Below are 16,602 nucleotides of genomic sequence, written 5' to 3'. Positions count from 1 at the left end.
TCATCTCCAAACATGTAAACTTTGATGGCAGCCAATGCGGACCATTTGAAATTCTCAAACATATTTTGGACCGATAATAACGGTTTTGCATTGATTGAGATCAATAACATCATCCCTTTATCAATAGAAGTTATGTGGTTGAATTCATTGATTTACGATATTTGTCAGGAGTTTTTCCAAACTCAATTTCGAATGTCCGCGTGAAATAACTTCGACTTTTGTACCCTATCTTTGACGCAATAGTCTTAATTGGGAGGTCTGATCCTGAGAGTAGTTCGGCGGCTCTGCGCATTCGAATTGAGCGCAAAAGGTCAATTGGCCCGGTCCCATAGATTTCTTTGAATCGTTTAGCAAAGTGAGCACGGCTCATACCTGCTTTGTCGGCAAGGCTTTCTACGGTATGAGCCTCTTTTGATGTATCGAGAATGTGTTGAAGGATCGTCCACATCTGTTGATCAGCCACACCGTTGAGCCAATTGATAGATTTGTGCCCCTTATTATGGTGTCTTCGTAAGAGCATAATAATGCATTGCTCCAGAAGTGATCGAGCGAGGGCGCGTGTGCCTATGGTTGGGTTCGTGAGTTCCAAAACAAGTTCATCCATGGCGTTTCTTATTCGGTCTCCTGGTTCAAGGTGTTCGATTAAGGGCTCTTGGATTAAATTCAAAATGCCTGTGATACCTTGGTAAGAAATGTCAACAAGGCCGCATACAGCCCCGAGAGTTTGTGGGCCGTGCCCAGCTAATATATGTTTTAGAGCTGTATCTATAGGTCTGCATTGAGGGAGCGGATCTGTTGTCTCAGTTGCACTTATCAACTGATGGTGCTGAAACGCAGGTAATAGAATTATTGTTCCTCGTGATATCTTTTGTGGGGAATGTTTTCCAATGATGATATCGCCTCGACCACCTGTGACATAATGCAAAATAGCCTGTGTCTGCCCAGGTAAGGCAAGCGTTGTGCTTGCTCCTTTGATTTCACAAAATGCAAAGGGCTGAAGATCAACTTCAATAGCTTCGAGGATACGGTCAATAGTCATGCATTAAGATTTGGTGCAAGTCGGAGAAATAACAAGCTAGGAAATTTCTAACCTATGTGCTGCATATGTTTGAGAACACATTGAAGACGATAGGGAACTTGAGAAGGGTTATTTTTATATCATCACGAAGTTCTGCTTTTGAACTTCCAAGGATTTATTTTTGATGATTTATAAGGAAACTTTTCTATGTGCGAAAGTCATGACCATAACGATAAAGCTTTTACACGTCGCGCCATGCTTGGTGGCGCGGCTGTCTCCCTTGCTGCTGCGGGTATTGCGGCGACCTCCGTTGGAAATGTAAGTCACGCTGCGTCAAGTAATCCTAATTATGATGATCCGGTAAAGCCAGCTCTGCCACCTGTCGACGTCGAGATCAGTGTGAATGATACAGCGTTAATTGTCGTTGATCCTCAGATTGATTTTTTAAGTGATAAAGGTGTGACTTGGGGCGTTGTCGGCGAAAGTGTTACAGAACATAACGTCGTAAAAAACATAGGAAATTTACTTAATTCTGCTAAAAAAGCGGGGATGGTTGTGGCGATATCTCCTCATTATTATTATCCAACTGATCATGGTTGGAAATTTGAAGGTCCGTTAGAAAAGCTGATGCACAAAATCGGTATGTTTAATCGTAAGGGGTCTTTAAATTTGGATGGTTTTGATAATTCTGGCGCAGATTTTATGCCGGAATATAAAGATCAAATTTTGGATGGGAAAACGATTATCGCAAGCCCACATAAAATTTACGGTCCTCAAAACAATGACCTTGCTCTTCAACTAAGGAAGAATGGTATTAGTAAGGTTATTCTGTCAGGAATGTCTGCGAATCTTTGTGTCCAAGCGCATCTCTATGACCTTCTTGAACAAGGGTTTGAGGTTGCTGTCGTCCGCGATGCGACTGCAGCGGCAAAGCTCCCGGAGGGGGATGGTTATCACGCTGCACTTATTAACTTCCGTTATGTCGCAAACGCACTTTGGACCACGGAAGAAACCGTAAAGCGAATTGGGGCTGCAGCTTCTTGATTCTAGTGCTGTGAACTATAGTTGAATTAAAAGTTTATGTAATACCTCTCTATCTCATAAGTCGAGATGGAGAGGTGTCTAAATTTATCTAAAAAACTGTCTTGCTTTAATAATAGTGAAATATCTTTTGTCGTATTTTGTAGTATCAGAAAAAGGTATTTCTTTGTCGTGTATTGAAATGCTCGCACTGTGGGAGTTTTATATTGCTAGCATTATTGTTTGTACTCAATGTTTATAATTTGACATTTCATCGAGTTTTTCGTGGAGGGGTGATTTTTATTTCCACAATTACCTTTGGCCTGAGTCTGGCAAATGCCTCTCATTTGAAATTGCGTATAGGGTACAATGAAAATTCGTCTTACCCGTACTTTCTCGGGCAAGGCCCCCTTCCGGCAAATCCACCAGGACTATCTGTGGAGATTCTTGAAATAATTGCAAACGAACTTTCGATTGAGATTGAGTTTATACGTATGCCAGGTCAAAGAGTCTTGCGTGATCTCGAAGATAACCGCCTGGATGCGGCCTTTATTTTTTCTTTTAAGCCGGAGCGCCAAAAGTTTGGTGTTTATCCAATGGTTGGAGATGTTCCCGATAGAGATCGACGCTTAGCTGTTTTGACGTACATGCTTTACAAACCCGTTGGTTCAGATTTGAATTGGAATGGAGTGTTTATTGAAAACCTTAGGGGGGTGATTGGTGCTAATACAGGATATTCTATCGTCGATGATTTAAGGAAAAAAGGTATTCCTGTAGAAGAAACAAAATCGACAGCAATCAATTTTTTGAAAATGCGTAATTCTCGAATTGCTGGTGTTGCTGATCAGGAAATCGTCGCGGATGCGTATTTACAAAAAAACAATATTTCTGGTGTTGAAAAAATTCTTCGCCCTCTCGTTTCCAAAGATTATTTTTTGATTTTTAGCCATTTATTCTCTGATGAACATCCTGATATTCGAGATAAGATCTGGCAATTGATTACAGAGAAAAGGGATGAGTTATCAGAACAACTCATCCCAAAATATTTAACAAATTCTCTCGATGGCAATTTATAGAAATTACCTTAAACGAATGAATTTTCACGGCCTATGAAAGCTTTTCGGGTTATCCTGAAATTTCAAGTTTTTCCTGAGCTTCAAGCCACTGAGCTTCTGCTTTCGCTAGATCTTTCTCGATCTTCCCGATTTCTTTTGTGAGTTCGAGTTGCTTGCTGTTATCGCCTTGATAAATTAGAGGATCAGCAAGCTCGGCTTCTAGCTTTTCTTTTTTTACCTGAAATTTTTCCATTTTTTGTTCTGCAAGTCGGACAGCTTTTTTGTGATCTCCTCCAGAAGCACGTGCTTCGGCAGCTAGACGTCGTTTTTCTTTTTTGCTCACCCCTTTTGTACGGGGAACTTCTCCGTCAGTGGTTTTATCGTTGCTCAGTTTTCGCGTTTTTTGACGCTCTTTACGGCGCTGTTCCATCAAGAGACGTTTATAGTCTTCCAGATCGCCTTCGTAAGGTTGAACTGAACCATCAGCAACCAACCAGAAACGGTCAGCTGTGAGTTCAATTAAGTGAGGATCATGCGATACAAGAATGATGGCCCCTTCAAAGGTATTCATAGCCTGGATGAGTGCTTCACGGGAATCGACATCCAAGTGGTTGGTCGGTTCATCCATCAGGAGAATATGTGGCGCATCTCTCGTCGATAAAGCAAAGAGCAAGCGTGCCTTTTCGCCACCAGAGAGCTTACCAACTTTGGTGGCAACGTGGTTCACACCAAAACCAAAACGACCGAGCTGAGCACGAACTTTGGATTCTGGTGTGCCAACCTTCATCAGGCGCGCCATCAAGGTATATGGTGTTGCTTCAAGGTCTAGTTCTTCAGCTTGATCCTGTGCAAAATAACCAACCTTTAGCTTTGAAGATTTATAAAGCTGCCCATCTTGTGGCTCAAGGCGACCGGCAAGTAGTTTAACAAGGGTCGATTTACCGTTACCGTTTGCGCCAAGTAACGCAATCCTGTCTTCCATATCTATGCGAAGATCAAGGTTTTTAAGAATGGGTTTGCCGGGCTCATATCCAATATCAACGCGATCCAGATTGATGAGTGGTGGCGCAAGCTCTTGTGGTGATGGAAAATTAAATGCCAGAGTACTGTCTTCAGACACGGCGGCGATTGGTTTCATGCGTTCGAGCATTTTTACGCGGGATTGAGCCTGCTTGGCCTTGGATGCTTTGGCTTTGAACCTGTCGATAAAGCTTTGAATATGCTTTCGTTGTTCTTGCTGTTTAGCATGTTGCGAAGCTTGGTGCTCTAATCGTTCACGACGCACTTGTTCAAATTGATCGTAGTTACCAGTGTAGGAAATCAGTTGTTGATTTTCCAAGTGGATGATTTTGTTAGCAACGTTATTTAGTAGGGCTCTGTCGTGTGAAACAAGTAACAGAGTGCCTGGATAAGTCTTTAAATAACCCTCGAGCCAAATTGTTGCTTCTAGATCCAAATGGTTGGTTGGCTCATCAAGCAAAAGAAAATCAGGTTCGGCAAATAACAAACTCGCAAGGGCAACACGCATACGCCACCCACCAGATAGAGACGAGCATGGCTCTTGCTGGGCTGCTTCATTAAAGCCCAGTCCTGCTAGAATACGGGCGGCGCGACTTGGTGCCGTGTCTGCATTGATATCCACAAGGCGTTCGTGAACTTCTGCGATACGGGTTGGATCTGTCGTTGTCTCGGCTTCTTTAAGAAGAGCTTCTCGTTCGACATCAGAAGCCAGGACAGTGTCAATGAGGCTGACCTCTCCAGAAGGCAGTTCCTGGGCAACTTTACCCATTTTGGTTTTGTTCGGAACGTTAATATCACCTGATTCCGATGGAATTTCACCGGAGATGATTTTTAGTAGGGTGGTTTTACCCGTACCGTTACGCCCGACAAAGCCGACCTTGTCGTTATTGTGGACAGTAGCAGAGGCGCCATCAAAGATTGGGCGACCTACGATGCGATAATTAAGATTTTTGATATGTAACATGGGCGCTTAATATCACTGAAGCGCCGAAGAGTTAAGTATTTTTTTATTGAATTTTGTGAAGAGGGCATCCGGAACAATTCTAGGACGGTTTTATGCTCTGTTTTCAATATTTTAAGACATGTGTTTCAAACGCATGGCTGCCAATGCAAAGATGTAATGTAATTAGAGTTGCCCCACGAGCGCTCTGGCTGTATAACGCCGCGAAACGAATTTTAATCCATTTATTAAAGTAGGAGTGCCTGACATGGCTCTTGAACGTACTTTCTCTATCATTAAACCAGATGCCACCAAGCGTAACCTGACTGGTAAAGTAATCGCCAAGTTCGAAGAAGCTGGTCTGCGCATTGTTGCTTCCAAGCGTATCCACATGAGCCGCGAACAGGCTGAAGGTTTCTACGCTGTACACAGCGAACGTCCTTTCTTTGGTGAACTCGTCGACTTTATGATCTCTGAGCCAGTTGTTGTTCAGGTTCTTGAAGGCGAAAATGCTGTCGCAAAAAACCGCGAAGTTATGGGTGCAACTAATCCTGCCGAAGCTGCTGAAGGTACAATTCGTAAAGAGTTCGCTCTTTCAATCGGTGAAAATTCAGTACACGGTTCAGACGCTCCAGAAACAGCTGCAGAAGAAATCAAATTCTTCTTCTCTGACGCTGAAATCGTTGGTTAATAGTCCTCGCTCAATCTAAATGCGGACTATCTGAATTTGAAAGGGAAGCTTCGGCTTCCCTTTTTTATTGTCTGCATTTATTTTGTATGCAGACAATATTTAAATGTACTCTTTGCATTGAAACAATCATTCTGATTTTGAAAAAGCCTCTTTGGTTACATTAATCCTTTTCTCTCAAGTGATAATACAGAGGCGATACTTATGTTTGGTCGGTCTTATGCTTAATAACGTGAAATCTCTTTTCGATATTCCCTCTGATGTTTGTTACCTGAATTGCGCGGCCCAATCACCAATGCTGAAATCTGCCAAGCAAGCTGGTGATAAGGGACTGGATATTAAATTACATCCCTGGACGCTGGATCCTGATTTTTGGGGTAAATGTGCCGACGACCTAAGGGGGTTGCTGGCAAATATGATCTCTGCGGATGCCAAGGATATCGCTCTTATTCCTTCGACGGCCTACGGAGTGGCAACTGCGGCACAGAACCTCAAATTAGAATCTGGACAAGATATCGTTTTGCTTGAAGGGCAGTTTCCGTCAAATGTTATTGCCTGGGAGAAAAAAGCAAAAGAAAACGGCGGATCGCTTAACATAGTATCTCGTCCCGCAGACTATAACTGGACGCCTCATATTCTTGACGCAATTACGAATAAAACAGGGATTGTCACACTTCCCGCATGCCATTGGACAGATGGTAGCAAGATTGATCTTGTCGCAGTGGGGGAACATTGTCGCAGGTTTGGTGCTGCACTTGTTGTGGATGCGACACAAGCCATCGGGGCGATGTCGATTGATGTGAGGGCAATTCAACCTGATTTTCTAATCTGCTCTTCGTACAAATGGTTATTAAGTCCGGTTGGTTCAGCCTTTCTCTATGCGTCCTCTATACATCACGAAGGTAAAGCTATCGAGCTCAGTAAATTTAACTGCGATGATGTTGACCCTGTAAAGGGCATCTATACTCCAAAATCTGGAGCATACCGATATGAAATGGGGGGGCGAAATGTTTTTACACATCTACCAATGGCATTGGAATCAGCCCGTCAAATTAGCCAATGGGGCGTGACGAATATCCAGAAAACTCTCAGGCCGCTCACTGATCTTGTTGGGGACATGGCCTTAGAACGAGGATGGCAAGCACCTGTAGGCGAAAATAGGGTTGGCCATATCATTGGCCTGACTTTCCCAAATGACCACCCTGAAAATTTACAAAAGAATCTTGCAGAAAATAATGTCTTTGTCAGCGAACGCGGGGCGGGGATTCGGGTTTCACCTTATCTCTATAATGATGAGAGGGATGTTTTGAGGTTCTTTGAAGTTATGGATAGATTGTTGTCCTAAGCTTTGGGATTACTGTGAGTGGATCTCATAAAAAAAGGAGGCTGAAAAGCCTCCTTTTTTGCGTCAATAACACCAAATAACTCAAGTCTGTTTTTATTAGACGAGTGTAATGGCCATAAGTCCGAGTATAGCCATAATGATTACGACGGAATATGTTGTTACTTTGGTAAATCTTTCCCAGCCAAGCTGACGTTCTACCGTTAGTTCTTCATTCGTCATGGTGGTAAATTCCTCTGTCCCACGATTAGATATATCTTGGCCAGAGGCCAATCTTGTGGTGACTTTATCAGACCATAGCACCTTTTCAAGGGGGTTCTCTTGTTCGCATAAGATGTTATGGGGGGGCCGTGCTTAAAACTATTTCAGTTTTTTGTTTTTAAAATGAAAAATGACAGGCTAGGCTCATGGGAATTTGACTCACTCTCCTGATGATAAAGATGAATATCTATGCGTGCTGCCTATTATGAAAAATTCAATGGTGATATCAAAGTTGGTAACTTGATAGATCCTGTACCCTCGACTGGTGGGGTGGTTATCGAAGTGAAAGCAAACGGTGTATGTCGCAGCGACTGGCATGGATGGGTAGGACATGATGGCGCGATCTCAAATTTCCCTCATGTACCAGGTCATGAGTGTGCCGGGACGATTGTTGCGGTGGGCAAAGATGTTCTGCACTGGAAAAAAGGGGATGAAGTCATTGTTCCTTTTAGTTGTGGGTGCGGAATTTGTCCGACATGTAGAAATGGTAACGAACATATATGTGATGATGATTTCCAGCCCGGTTTCACAGGCTGGGGTGCTTTTGCGCAATATATGGCTGTTGAATATGCGGATGTTAATCTGGTCGCTCTTCCTGAACAAATCAGTCATACGGTTGCAGCGAGTTTAGGCTGTCGTTTCATGACGGCCTTTCGGGGTGTGGTGAACAGAGGGGGGATCAAACCTGGGCAATGGGTCGCGGTTCATGGTTGTGGCGGAGTTGGTCAAAGTGCGCTTATGATTGCCAAGGCCTTTGGGGCTAGAACAGTCGCCATTGATGTTAATGACGCTACTTTGGCTCAGGCCAAAGCCCTTGGCGCAGAGCATGTTGTAAACGCCGGTCAAGTCGATGATGTAGTCGCGGCGATTATGTCCCTTACAGGTGGCGGGGCACAGGTATCTCTCGATGCCTTGGGATCACCGATCACTGCTTATAACTCTATTGCCTGTTTAGCCAAAAGAGGTCGCCACGTTCAGATCGGCTTGGCCGCAGGCGATCACCAAGACATGAAAATTCCTATGAGCCTCGTGATCGGGCGGGAGCTGGATATCTATGGCAGCCACGGCATGCAGGGACATAAATATGGACAGATGTTGGATATGATTATCAAGGGCGAATTGGAGCCTGAAAAGCTCATCGACAGAACTGTGGACCTGAAAGAGGGCACTGATGTCCTGATGGAGATGTCAAAGGTCTCCCCAAGTGGTGTGGTGGTTATCGATCGATTTTGAGAAATAGAAAAAGGCAGCCTTTGGAAGACTGCCTTACATTCTAAGATAAGCTCAAACGATTAATCGGGATTACAAATCATTCCGACTTCTGGAAAAATAACTGGTGAGATAAGCTCATTTCCCTCAATTGTAACTTTACCCTCAGCAATCAGTCTTAAGCATTCGGGGTAGAGTTTATGCTCGGCAGTCAGTACACGGGCGGCGAGACTACTTTCTGTATCATCTGATAACACGGGAACCGCGGCTTGCCCGACGATGGGACCGCTGTCCATCTCGTGGCGAACATAGTGCACGGTACAACCGTGGAGTTTACAGCCTTCGTCCAGAGCGCGCTGATGGGTATCAAGGCCTGGGAAGAGGGGCAGCAGAGCCGGATGGATGTTGATCATCCGATTGTGCCAGTGCTCGACAAACTCTTTGGTCACAAGGCGCATGAAACCGGCGAGACAGACGAACTCAACGCCAGCTTTTTCCAGCGTTTGCGTGATTGCCGTATCAAAACTTACCCGGTTTTCATAATCACGATGGTTGACCGTGGCTGTGGCAACACTTGCTTTTTCAGCGCGTTCAAGACCCGTAACACCAGGCACGTTAGAGGCAACCAAAACGATTTCAGCAGGAAAAGACGGATCTGATGCGGCATCAAGCAATGCCTGCAGATTACTTCCCCTGCCAGAAATTAAAACGCCGACTTTTAAGCGGGCCACGTTTCAGCGAGCCTTTCGATTTGCACGGCTTCTTCACCTTGTGCTCGGGCTTGGACTGTCCCAAGAGAAACAACTGTCTCGCCCTGAGCTTGAAGAATGCCTGTAACGGCTTCAACTTTATCTGCGGCAACAACGACGGCCATGCCGATTCCGCAGTTAAAGGTACGCATCATTTCGTGCGGATCAATGCCACCAACTTTTCTGATCCAGCTAAATACGGGCGGAACAGGCCATGTGATGCCATCGATTGTCACGCCTAGACCTTCCGGTAATACGCGGGGAAGGTTTTCTGTAAAACCGCCGCCTGTGATATGAGCAAAGGCTTTTACGCCTTCTCCGTGTGGGCCAAAAGCGCGTATCGCTTCGAGACAGCTTTTTACGTAAATTCGTGTCGGCGTCAGAAGGGCTTCGCCAAGAGTAGCTCCTTCTTGGAAAGGAGCCGGGTCGCTATAGGCCAATCCTGAAAGTTCTACGATTTTACGAATAAGAGAATATCCGTTGGAATGAGGACCACTGGAAGCAAGGCCAAGGACAACGTCACCATCTTTGACGAGATCACCTGTAAGGGCCTGACCGCGCTCAACGGCCCCTACGGAAAAACCCGCAAGGTCATAGTCGTTGTCGCTGTACATGCCCGGCATTTCAGCGGTTTCGCCACCAATTAGGGCACAGGAAGATTGAATGCAGCCCTCTGCGATACCGGCAATAATATCACGGCCAGCTTCAACGCTGAGCTTACCCGTTGCATAGTAATCGAGGAAGAATAGCGGTTCGCCGCCCTGAACAACTAGATCGTTGACACACATGGCAACCAAATCAATGCCAACAGTATCGTGCTTGTTGGCTTCGATGGCGACTTTGAGTTTTGTGCCGACACCATCGTTACAGGCGATCAGTAAAGGATCTGTAAAGCCTGCTGCTTTGGGGTCAAAAAATGCACCAAAGCCACCAAGACCAGCCATGGTGCCTGAGCGAGTCGTTGATTTTGCTAGGGGCTTGATGGCCTCTACCAGTGCATTTCCTGCATCGATATCAACTCCAGCATCCTTGTAGCTCAAGGACTCAGGATTATTAGGGATGGTACTTATGGTATCCTCCTGTAACTTCGAGTATTAATGTACTCAAGTGTCTGAACCTGATAATAATCCCGGATCATTTCTAGCCGGTTAACTACCCGGTGGCTTTCGGAGAATCCTAACAGAGGTTCTCATAAAGGTCACAGTTCAGGGTTATTATCAGGTTCAGGCATTACCTAACGCCGTTGGCGTCAGGCTCTATAACTTTGGAAGATACTTAATCCGGGATGGTTTGCAATGCGGTTTCGCCGCTTTTTCAATAGAACAGCACTTCTTGTCACTTTTTTTGCTTTGGTCGGGCAGTATTCGTTGTCGCCAGCATGGTCAGGAAACCATGTGTATACGGTGACAAATATAAAGATAGATGCATCGGCCGGATCGGCAACTGAGGCAAAGAAAATAGCCTTAAGCCAAGGATATGAAAGAGCTTTTAAAGCTTTGGTTGAACGACTTGTTCCCCAACAGGATCATGCAAAAGTTCCGCTTTTAAGTGCTAAAGATGCCTTGAATTATGTCCTGGATATTTCTTTGTCGTCGGAGCGTTCGTCATCAGTGCGATATATTGCAAAAATGACTGTGCGCTTTAAAGAATCGCGGACTCGGGGCTATTTACGCAACACAGGCGTTGCTTTGGCAGAGCTTATCAGTAAACCCGTCCTTGTTTTACCGATTCAAAAATCTGGGGAACAGTCTCTTTTATGGGGCGAATCGAATCAATGGCGTGCGGCTTGGGGTAGTCTCGGTGAAACCAATGGTCTTGTTCCTTTGACGATGCCGTTGGGAGACTTGCAAGATATAGGTACTGTCGATGCCAAAGGTGCTCTAGCTGGAAAAGATGGTCTTTGGAAGCTGGCATCTAAATATGGAAGTAATGATATCTTCCTCTCAATCGCTGATATTGCGAATGATAGTAACTCTGCGGAGCTATCGGCTGTTCGTACTGGAAAGTTTGGGGATGGTAGAACGTATCGTTTGAAGGTTGTGAAAACAGCGGAAGAATCGACGGCTGGAATGCTGGAACGAGGAGCCAACTCTCTTAATGGTTCTCTCCAACAGGATTGGAAACAGGCCAATTTACTCCAATTTGGTATTGAACGTTGGATACTGGTTCAGGTTCCTATTGAGGGATTACAGGATTGGGTACTGATTAATAACAGGCTTCAGGACGTTCCGGCGATTAACCGTCTCAATACACGTTCAATCAATCGATCTCAGGTCAATCTTGATGTTTATTTCTCTGGGGATGAACGTCAACTTACGTTAGCGTTGGCTCAAAAAGATCTGGCGATGTTGTTGAACGAAAATAGTATTTGGGAATTACGGTTGCTAAATAAGCCAGCTGCTTCTTCGAGTTTAACTCTTCCTCTAGAGGAAGAAGTCCCGACTCTTTCTGAAGATTTTGTCGTCGATGAGCTCGCTGTTCCGACACAGGAAATTGACCTTAGTAATGATAATGAAAGCATGACCACCGAATAAATGTTAGATTTTTATGTTTGGGGTTTTGAGGGAACACGATGACGGCAGAACGACAAATACGCTTTTGGTTAATTGGATTAATCTTCTTTTTGGTTTGTGTATATTTTTTAAGCTCGGTTTTACTGCCCTTTGTCGCTGGTATGGCGATTGCCTATTTCTTGGATCCTGTTTGTGACAAGCTTGAGAATCTAGGGATATCGAGAACCCTGGCAACAACACTTGTTACTGTTGTCTTCATTCTGACGTTGGTTTTGGCGCTGGTTTTACTTGTACCTGTCCTTGTTGGGCAGGTACTTGATCTTGTTGAAAGCTTACCAAAATTAATGGAAGCTGCGCGTGGTCAGATTAGTAAGTTCCTTGCTGTCGTAGAAAATCGCGTTGACGGAGAAAGCCTGGTTAATCTAAAGCAGGCCTTGGGAGATAGTCTTAAAACAACAGCAAAATGGCTAACCCAATTGGCCGGAGGTCTTGTGGACGGTGGTGTTGCCTTTGCCAATTTATTATCTCTGCTTGTGATCACTCCTGTGGTTACGTTTTATCTATTGAGAGATTGGGATAAAATTGTAGGGCAGGTCGATAGCTGGTTGCCACGTCCACAACTGGAAACAATCCGTAAATTGGCTAAGCAAGTTGACGATACGCTTGCAGGTTTTATCCGTGGACAGGGAACTGTTTGTTTGGTGCTGGGGTGTTTTTATGCTGTTGGCTTAAGCTTGGCAGGACTGAAGTTCGGACTCGTTCTTGGTATGATTGCAGGCCTGTTATCTTTTATCCCATTTGTGGGATCCGGCATCGGTCTCATCCTCTCTGTTGGTTTGGCCTTTTTCCAGTTTGATAGTTGGACGCCTGTTATTGTTATTGCACTTATCTTTTTTGCAGGGCAATTCTTGGAAGGTAATGTTCTTACGCCGAAGCTTGTCGGCGAAAAAATTGGCCTCCATCCTGTCTGGGTTATTTTTGGCCTTTTGGCTGGCGGCGCGTTGTTTGGCTTTGTCGGAATGTTGCTTGCGGTTCCTGTTGCAGCGGTAATTGGGGTTGGAGTCCGGTTTGCTTTGAGTGAATATATGGACAGTCGGTATTATTATGGTATCAATCGTCCCAATGAAGCTCAGGGCCCAGATCCCGAAGATTCTTAAATCAAGAACACTGATGATCGAAGCCTCCAAATTGAAGACAGTCGTTTTAAGTATGGATAGTTCCCAACTGCCACTCGATCTTGGTCATCGTCCTGCGCTTGGCCGCGAAGATTTCCTTATTGCTCCTTGCAATGAGGTGGCTGTTGCATGGATTGATCGTTGGCCAGATTGGCCGGGCCATGCTTTGGCTTTTTATGGTCCTTCTGGTTGTGGGAAAACCCATCTTGCCCATGTTTGGCAATCTGAAAGTGCTGCGATTTCTATCACGGCGGATGATCTGCTATCTCATGATCCTGATGAACTTTTGGTTAAGCAAAAAAACTGTATTTTGGATTGCCCTGAACGGGATTTAGAGATTTCTGCAGAGTTACAGCGCAAACTTTTCCATTTGTTTAACTTTGTCAGAGAAGAAGGTGGGACGATGCTCTTTACGGGGCAGGAAGCCCCGGCAAGATGGGCGGTGTCTCTACCTGATTTATCATCCCGGTTATCGGCGGTCCCTTCGTTTGAAATGGGATCTCCTGATGATTTCCTTTTTGAAGCACTGTTGGTCAAACTCTTTTACGACCGCCAACTAACGATCAGCAAAGAAGTCTTGCGCTTTCTAGTCCTTAGATTAGATAGATCTTTTGAAGCTGCCCGTGAAATCGTATCAAATTTGGATCAAGCCTCGCTGGCGTCTCAACGGGAAATTACCATTCCTTTTGCTAAGGCGATTTTACAGAAGTTCCATTCACAGAATTAATCAGGGTCTAACAGACATTGGAGTGCAGGATTAATCTGGATATAGGATTAGGTCGCGAGATCGCCTATTCTCCAGGGTGAATAATATTGAGCAGCTTGGTACTCTCTTTTGATATCTCAGACCAATTATCAACTTGGCACTCTACTATTGCTAACCCAGCAGGTGGGAGGCCGCCGTAAATACGGTTCATGGCTGCTTCTTGTGAACGTGGTCCACTAATATCGTGTAGAAATTGACTGAGTCCGGGGTTGTGCCCAATCAACACCAAAGTCTCGAGCGTTGTAGGTAAACTTTTTAAATTTTTTAAAACTTGTAGAGGAGAGGCAAGGTAAAGTTCCGGATGGACATCTATTGAAAGCTCTGAGGAGAGTATATCACGGATCAAGCCCGATGTCTGCCTAGCGCGCGTGGCAGAGGATGTCAGGATCAAAGAAGGCAGAGATTGATTACTAATAAACTGTCCAAGCCATTGAGCTTCATCGTGCCCTTTTACTGTTAAGGGACGTTCTGAATCATGTTGGTTTTTCAAAGGTGGTTTTGTTGACGCATGGCGGGCAATAAAAATTGTTTTCATTTTAAGTCACATCAATATTTGTATCTAGTCTTATGTTAAGCATGCACTATAATAATAAGATTGTGTTCATACTTATATATATTTTCATTCTTTCGATATATTAGTCTTAAAGTTCAATAACGTGGAGAAATTTATGCCGTCTAAGGTTGCTCAGGATATTTCAATAGGAAAACAGGACAAAGAGAAAACTGAAGTTTTGTCTATTGCCGCAGATTCTCCTAATCGTTTTATCAATCGGGAGCTTTCCTGGATTGCATTTAACGAACGTGTCCTTGAGGAAGCTTATAATCCTGCGCACCCGTTGCTGGAGCGTATAAGGTTCTTGTCAATTTCGGCAGGAAACCTCGATGAGTTCTACATGGTTCGTGTCGCGGGTTTGATGGGACAAGTACACGCCGGAGTCAGCAACCGAAGTCAAGATGGTCTATCACCAGAACGTCAACTTAAAGCCATTGATGAAAAGGCGGCTAAGTTGATGCACAGTCAACAAAAAATTTGGTCGAATTTGAGTAGAGAGCTGGGTGAAACTGGCTTTGATTTACTTAAAACAACGGATCTGAGTGAAGATGATCATGCTTGGGTTTCTGAATATTTTCAGGATCAAATTTTTCCAATACTTACGCCAATTGCTATTGATCCCGCACACCCTTTTCCTTTTATACCGAACCTCGGTTTTTGCATGGTTTTGGAGTTAGAGGACGAATCAGAGGACAAGTTCATCAATGGCTTGATTGCAATGCCGCATCAATTGAGCAGATTTGTCCGGCTCCCAGGTGATCATCATCGTTTTATCCGTCTTGAGCAGATCATTCGCCTTCATATATCGCAGCTTTTCCCTGGATTTAAAGTCAGAAGCGTGGGGCATTTTCGCGTGTTACGCGATAGTGATATTGAAGTAGAGGAAGAAGCCGAAGATTTGGTTCGGGTTTTTGAAAGCGCATTAAAAAGGCGACGTAGAGGGAGTTGTATTCGACTTTCTATTGATGCCAATATGTCTGGTAATTTACGTGCCTTTGTCACGAGAGAGCTTGATGTTGACCAGGGAAGAGTCTTTGTTCTTGAAGGGTTACTCGGCCTTGTCGATACAAAAAAGCTGGTGGTTAAAGATCGACAAGATCTTGTTTTCTCACCTTATACTCCACGTTTTCCAGAGCGTATTCGAGAGTTTGGTGGAGACTGCTTTGCAGCAATCCGAGAAAAGGATTTACTGGTTCACCATCCGTACGAAAGTTTTGATGTGGTGGTGCAGTTTATTCGTCAGGCTGCGAGCGATCCGGCCGTGGTATCTATCAAACAAACTCTCTATCGAACCAGTGAAGATTCTCCTATTGTTAAGGCGCTAATTGAGGCTGCCGAACGGGGTAAAACGGTTACGGCTCTTGTGGAATTAAAAGCCAGATTTGATGAAGAGCGAAATATTCGCTGGGCGCGTAATATGGAGCGTGCGGGTGTACAAGTTATTTATGGTTTTATTCAGTTAAAAACCCATGCCAAGATATCTTTGGTTGTACGCCGTGAAGGTAAAAAACTGAAATCCTATGTTCACTATGGAACCGGGAACTATCACCCTATCACAGCCACTGTATACACCGATCTTTCGTTCTTTAGTACAGACGCAGCCCTTTGCCGGGATACAGCCAAACTATTCAATTATATTACAGGATATGCAAAGCCGCTGCCGATGGAAAAGCTGGAGTATGCTCCCATCACCCTTCGGCAGAAACTTCTCAATCATATTGATAGAGAAACCGAACTCGCGAAGGAGGGCAAGTCCGCCACCATTTGGGCAAAAATGAATGCTCTCGTGGATCGCGAAGTAATCGACCACCTCTACAAAGCTTCACAAGCGGGTGTTTCAATCGATTTGATTGTTCGCGGTATTTGTTGTTTGCGTCCCGGTGTGCCCGGACTGTCAGAAAACATCCGTGTGAAGAGTGTTGTTGGACGTTATCTGGAACATGGCCGAATTGTTGTTTTTGGTGATGGACACTCTGTTCCATCCCGTGACAACAAAGTCTTTATCTCGTCTGCGGATTGGATGCCGAGAAACCTGGATCGTCGCGTTGAAAGCTTTGTGCCGATTGAAAACACGACGGTGCATCAGCAGGTGCTGGAACAGGTCATGATCGCGACGTTAAATGATACTGCGCAATCCTGGAACTTAAGCTCTGATGGTACTTATGACAGGGAGGAGCTGTGTGATGAGAACTTCTCTGCCCATAATTATTTTATGATAAACCCATCTTTGTCCGGACGCGGTAAGACCCTGAAAGAAAAACGTGCTACACCTCGACTTAAGCGCCTTCGATAA

General features: G+C 44.7%; 15 protein-coding genes. 9 read left to right on the top strand and 6 right to left on the bottom strand.

From position 1 onward, the window contains the following. Window positions 1-130: 130 nt before the first annotated feature. Window positions 131-1,039, bottom strand: coding sequence for a helix-turn-helix transcriptional regulator (locus ACFSKO_RS19520; protein WP_380254822.1), 909 nt, complete (start codon window positions 1,037-1,039; stop codon window positions 131-133). 186 nt (window positions 1,040-1,225) lie between these two features. On the opposite strand from ACFSKO_RS19520, the gene ACFSKO_RS19515 reads away from it, so the two are divergent. Beyond that, complete coding sequence (locus ACFSKO_RS19515; protein ID WP_380254820.1) at window positions 1,226-2,062, top strand: cysteine hydrolase family protein; 837 nt, start codon at window positions 1,226-1,228, stop codon at window positions 2,060-2,062. 269 nt (window positions 2,063-2,331) lie between these two features. Further along, entirely contained in the window at window positions 2,332-3,114 is a 783-nt protein-coding gene (locus ACFSKO_RS19510; protein ID WP_380254818.1) for a substrate-binding periplasmic protein, read from the top strand. 49 nt (window positions 3,115-3,163) lie between these two features. On the opposite strand, the gene ACFSKO_RS19505 is transcribed toward ACFSKO_RS19510, so the two are convergent. Then, window positions 3,164-5,077 carry an ABC-F family ATP-binding cassette domain-containing protein gene (locus ACFSKO_RS19505; protein ID WP_380254816.1) on the bottom strand — a complete coding sequence of 638 codons (1,914 nt, stop codon included), beginning with the start codon at window positions 5,075-5,077 and terminating at the stop codon, window positions 3,164-3,166. 244 nt (window positions 5,078-5,321) lie between these two features. On the opposite strand from ACFSKO_RS19505, the gene ndk reads away from it, so the two are divergent. Next, the gene (gene ndk, locus ACFSKO_RS19500; protein ID WP_380254814.1) at window positions 5,322-5,744 is read left to right on the top strand and encodes a nucleoside-diphosphate kinase; all 423 of its coding nucleotides are present in this window, start codon (window positions 5,322-5,324) and stop codon (window positions 5,742-5,744) included. A gap of 217 nt (window positions 5,745-5,961) precedes the next feature. Next, on the top strand, window positions 5,962-7,086 hold the full coding sequence (locus ACFSKO_RS19495; RefSeq protein WP_380254812.1) for an aminotransferase class V-fold PLP-dependent enzyme: 1,125 nt from the start codon (window positions 5,962-5,964) through the stop codon (window positions 7,084-7,086). 96 nt (window positions 7,087-7,182) lie between these two features. Here the strand turns inward: ACFSKO_RS19495 and ACFSKO_RS19490 are convergent, their stop codons facing one another. Next, a complete protein-coding gene (locus ACFSKO_RS19490; RefSeq protein WP_380254810.1) occupies window positions 7,183-7,305 on the bottom strand; it encodes a hypothetical protein in 123 nt (40 codons plus the stop codon). Window positions 7,306-7,533: 228 nt separating this feature from the next. Between ACFSKO_RS19490 and ACFSKO_RS19485 the strand changes: the two genes are divergently transcribed. Continuing rightward, the gene (locus ACFSKO_RS19485; RefSeq protein WP_380254808.1) at window positions 7,534-8,577 is read left to right on the top strand and encodes a zinc-dependent alcohol dehydrogenase family protein; all 1,044 of its coding nucleotides are present in this window, start codon (window positions 7,534-7,536) and stop codon (window positions 8,575-8,577) included. Between the two features lie 59 nt (window positions 8,578-8,636). Here ACFSKO_RS19485 and purN read toward each other — a convergent pair whose 3' ends face one another. Together purN and purM are read right to left on the bottom strand one after the other, a co-directional pair. Beyond that, window positions 8,637-9,284, bottom strand: a complete 648-nt coding sequence (gene purN / locus ACFSKO_RS19480; protein ID WP_380254806.1) for a phosphoribosylglycinamide formyltransferase — start codon at window positions 9,282-9,284, stop codon at window positions 8,637-8,639. Continuing rightward, a complete protein-coding gene (gene purM, locus ACFSKO_RS19475) occupies window positions 9,272-10,342 on the bottom strand; it encodes a phosphoribosylformylglycinamidine cyclo-ligase (RefSeq protein WP_380254804.1) in 1,071 nt (356 codons plus the stop codon). Before purM ends, purN begins: the two co-directional genes overlap by 13 nt. Window positions 10,343-10,597: 255 nt before the next feature. Between purM and ACFSKO_RS19470 the strand changes: the two genes are divergently transcribed. Genes ACFSKO_RS19470 through ACFSKO_RS19460 form a run of 3 tightly spaced genes read left to right on the top strand, consistent with a single transcriptional unit; the run spans window position 10,598 to window position 13,717 of the window. After that, a complete protein-coding gene (locus ACFSKO_RS19470) occupies window positions 10,598-11,836 on the top strand; it encodes a DUF2066 domain-containing protein (RefSeq protein ID WP_380254802.1) in 1,239 nt (412 codons plus the stop codon). A gap of 38 nt (window positions 11,837-11,874) precedes the next feature. Then, a complete protein-coding gene (locus ACFSKO_RS19465) occupies window positions 11,875-12,972 on the top strand; it encodes an AI-2E family transporter (RefSeq protein WP_380254800.1) in 1,098 nt (365 codons plus the stop codon). 13 nt (window positions 12,973-12,985) lie between these two features. Beyond that, complete coding sequence (locus ACFSKO_RS19460) at window positions 12,986-13,717, top strand: HdaA/DnaA family protein (protein WP_380254798.1); 732 nt, start codon at window positions 12,986-12,988, stop codon at window positions 13,715-13,717. Window positions 13,718-13,781: 64 nt separating this feature from the next. Here ACFSKO_RS19460 and ACFSKO_RS19455 read toward each other — a convergent pair whose 3' ends face one another. Further along, window positions 13,782-14,291, bottom strand: a complete 510-nt coding sequence (locus ACFSKO_RS19455) for a SixA phosphatase family protein (RefSeq protein WP_380254796.1) — start codon at window positions 14,289-14,291, stop codon at window positions 13,782-13,784. A 133-nt stretch (window positions 14,292-14,424) separates the two neighbouring features. On the opposite strand from ACFSKO_RS19455, the gene ACFSKO_RS19450 reads away from it, so the two are divergent. Next, window positions 14,425-16,602, top strand: coding sequence for an RNA degradosome polyphosphate kinase (locus tag ACFSKO_RS19450; RefSeq protein WP_380254794.1), 2,178 nt, complete (start codon window positions 14,425-14,427; stop codon window positions 16,600-16,602).

This window comes from Kiloniella antarctica (assembly GCF_042682825.1).
Lineage (GTDB): Bacteria > Pseudomonadota > Alphaproteobacteria > Kiloniellales > Kiloniellaceae > Kiloniella > Kiloniella antarctica.
The sequence above is the reverse complement of the archived record's forward strand: the minus strand, read 5'-3'. Positions and strand labels throughout refer to the sequence as shown.